Raw genomic sequence first — 3791 nt, forward strand, 5'->3', positions numbered from 1 at the left:
AAATAATTAATTAATTTAAAATTAATGCGTCAACTATATTGACATCTACCGTTAGAGAATTGCCCATTCATTGACATCATAGCTACTGACATTTGGCACATCATAGCACATTCTACTAATATACTAACACAATCTTTTCTTTCCTTTAAATCAGGTTCATTTAAACATTCACTAAAACATTCATAGCATGCTTGAGAACATTTTGTACAAGCATCTATACATGCTTGCATTTTATTGTTTGTATTTGTTACAACTCCCATGTAAAACCTCTCCTCTTATCTTCTAATTTTCTTGTTCAAATATATTATTGGTAATCATAGATTTTTATATTCATAAATAATTTATGATTTTAAGAGCTCATCTTAAAATTTCTATTAACCTCAAACATTCTACTTGAAATTATTTCAATTACAAATGAATCGCATTTAAAAAATATTAACTATAGTAATTTTAGATAAGAATAGAGTCGTTAATGGGATTCCTAACATTTCTAGACACATATATAAAATAATGAAAAGTTACCTTTAAAAGATTGGACAATCTTTTAAAGGTAATTTTTCTCAATTATAATTGAAGTCTTATAACTACTTATTGAATTTGAAATAATCTTCCACCTATTATGGAATACCAGTTTATTCACTTCGACCTTCAAAGTTTTTCATCTTATTGTTTTCCTTTTGTTATTTAAGATTTTCAATTAACTCTTTCATTTCTTTTATCTCTTTTTCCTGGGCTTTGATTATATCATCTGCTAATTTCCTAACCCTAGAATCCTTTATATTTGCACGTTTACTAGTTAAAATTGCTATAGAGTGATGAGGAATCATACCTTCCATATAATCTACATCATCTATTGTAGTCTGATTTCTCATTAAATAAAATGAAGATACAAATACTAATAAACTTATTCCTACTATAGCCATATTCATCTTTTTATCCTTTAACATATGAAGCATAAATACAAGCATTACTACTGCCATAACACACGTTGAAAGTATGGTCATATATAGCCTCATTTCACTAAAGAATACATGATCTAATTGATATGTGTTAAGATACATAACCCCATACATCAATACAGCAGAAGTAATTATCATTCCTAAAAACTTAGTATAACTTTTTTTCATCTTGAACACTCCTTTTTTCTTTGATAAATTTATAATCAAATATTCCTCATTCTTTTAAATTTCTTAGATTCTCTTTCTTCTTCTTATATTCTTCATCATTTATCTCACCTTTAGCATATCTCTCGTTTAATATCTCTAAGGCTGAATTACTTCTAGTATTATTATTGTCTTTTTTATTATTTACTATCATATATATAGATATACCTATTATAGCTATCAATATTATTGGTACTATCCAACTACCCATAATATTATATGGCATACCTCTAAATCCACGATGCATAAAAACACTCCTTTAAATTAATCTACTAAGAATTGTCCCATCATCCCCGAATCTTCATGCTCTAATATATGACAATGATACATGAACAACCCTTTATTTCTAAATCTAACTAAGATTCTTACTTCTTCTCCATTATCCACCATTACAGTATCTTTCCAGCCTCTTTCATTTAATGGTGGAGTTTTACCATTTCTCTCAATTATTCTAAACTGTATTCCATGGATATGAAATGGATGTGGTGTAGAACTCATCATTCCCATGCCTGATGAATCATTACTTATTATCCATTCTTCCAATTCTCCTAAATTTAACTCTTCATCTATCCTATCCATATTCATTTGCTTTCCATTTATATTTACCATATGTCCTGAGCCACTCATTACAAATTCTCTCGATCGTACTATATCATCTTTATTATAATCATCTATTTCTACTAGATTTTTGGGGATTTCCATCTTTTTATTACTATCTTCCACTACATTTATAGTCATTAAATTGTAATCATAATCTCTAAGAATTATTTTATCACCCACATTATAGTCTGATAGATCTAATAATATTTCTGCTCTTTCAGCTGGCGCAAGTGAGACATTTGTCATTTCTACACTTTCTTTTAAAAAGCCTCCATCTGACGCTATTTGATGAAATTTAGAATTATCACTAAAGTTAAAGTCATACGTTCTTGCATTTGAACCATTTAAAAGTCTTAATCTTATTACTTCATTTTTAACATCTAGTTCAGGATTTATTGCTCCATTTATTATCACTGTATCTCCCAAAAATCCATCCATAATATCTCTCATATCTAAATCATAAGGAATATTTCCATTCCTAGTAAATCTTTTATCTTGAATGACCAGTGGAATGTCATTGACTCCATATTCCTTTGGGATATCTAGTTCTTTAGATTTGTCATCTTCTATAATAAAAAGTCCTGCTAGACCTTTATATACCTGTTCACCTGTCTTATGCAGTAAATGTGGATGATACCAAAGTGTTGCTGCAGGTTGATCTATTGTAAAGTATGGTTTCCATGTAGTATTTGAATCTATTATTTGATGTGGACCACCGTCCATCTCTCCTGGAACGTCTAATCCATGCCAGTGAACTGTGGTGGGCTCGTCTAATTTATTATCTACATTTATCTTTACATCATCGCCTCTATTTACTCTTATTACAGGTCCTAGATAATTTCCATTGTATCCTAGAGTATCTGCTTCATACCCTTTTATAAATTCTGTTTTGCCATATTGTACTTTTAGATCAAATTCTACTTTCCCTTCTTCATGATTTTTATCTTCTAAAAGAGGTGGTATAGGCAATTTATTTCCATTTTCTTTTTCATTATTAACTAATGGTTCCTCTATTCTTTTCCTATCTCTCCTTGACTCTCTACCTATATCAGTAAAAGAGTAAACACCATATATCATAAAAAGAACTGTACAAATACCTATAAGAAAATACCATTTTAAGTTTTTATTCATTAAATCATCCCCATATTTATCTTTCTAATTTAAGAAGATTAGCATTTATTGCAACTATTATTGTACTTAGTGACATAAATACAGCCCCTACTGCTGGAGATATAACTATTCCAATACCATATAGTACTCCTGCTGCAAGTGGTATTGCTACTACATTATATGCTGTTGCCCATATAAGGTTTTGTATCATTTTTTTATAGGTAGCTCTACCAAAGTCAATAAGAGATACTACATCTTCTGGGTTAGAATCCACGAGTATAATATCTGCAGTTTCAGCTGCAACGTCTGTACCAGAACCAATTGCTATGCCTACATCAGCTTGAGCTAGCGCTGGGGCATCGTTTACTCCATCTCCAGTCATTGCTACAAATCTATCTTCTGATTGCAGTTCTTTAATCTTCTCTTGTTTTTGTTCAGGCAATACTTCTGCAAAATATCCATCCATTTCTAATTCTTCAGATACTTGCTTTGCTGTTTTTTCATTATCACCTGTAAGCATCCACGTTGTAATTCCTTCTTCTTTAAGACGCCTTATTGCATCATATGATTCTTCTCTTATCCTATCTGAAAGTCCTATTGCTCCAATCAATCTATCATCTATTATTAAAAATACATTAGTTGATACACCATGTTCTGGTAGATCTTTAGGTACTTCAATATTATTTTCTTTTAAATATCCAGGACTTACTACCAATATATGTTCACCATCTATAGTTCCTTCTACACCTTTTCCTTGTATAGCTTGAAAATCTGACATATCCAAAGTAGATAATTCCATATCTTCTTGTGTTTTTATTATTCCAGTTGCTATTGGATGCTCAGAATTTTGTTCAAGTGTTGCAGCATATTCTATTATCTTTTCTTCAGTATAATTTTTATCAAATATTTCTATAAAAT

General features: G+C 30.1%; 5 protein-coding genes. All 5 read right to left on the reverse strand.

All coding sequences use genetic code 11. The features are described 5' to 3' along the window. Window positions 1–29: 29 nt before the first annotated feature. Window positions 30–260, reverse strand: coding sequence for a four-helix bundle copper-binding protein (locus ACTHW2_RS11745; protein ID WP_442264103.1), 231 nt, complete (start codon window positions 258–260; stop codon window positions 30–32). A 420-nt stretch (window positions 261–680) separates the two neighbouring features. Further along, window positions 681–1127: a DUF305 domain-containing protein gene (locus ACTHW2_RS11750; protein WP_442264104.1), complete on the reverse strand. Its 447-nt coding sequence runs from the start codon at window positions 1125–1127 to the stop codon at window positions 681–683. Between the two features lie 46 nt (window positions 1128–1173). Continuing rightward, window positions 1174–1410 (reverse strand): SHOCT domain-containing protein, encoded by a 237-nt coding sequence (locus tag ACTHW2_RS11755; protein ID WP_442264105.1) that lies wholly within the window; start codon window positions 1408–1410, stop codon window positions 1174–1176. A 17-nt stretch (window positions 1411–1427) separates the two neighbouring features. Beyond that, on the reverse strand, window positions 1428–2894 hold the full coding sequence (locus tag ACTHW2_RS11760; protein WP_442264106.1) for a multicopper oxidase family protein: 1467 nt from the start codon (window positions 2892–2894) through the stop codon (window positions 1428–1430). A 16-nt stretch (window positions 2895–2910) separates the two neighbouring features. Then, window positions 2911–3791, reverse strand: an 881-nt coding sequence (locus ACTHW2_RS11765) for an HAD-IC family P-type ATPase (protein ID WP_442264107.1), incomplete at its 5' end; no start/stop codon positions are given.

The organism is Tissierella sp. (assembly GCF_052089545.1).
GTDB lineage: Bacteria > Bacillota > Clostridia > Tissierellales > Tissierellaceae > Tissierella_A.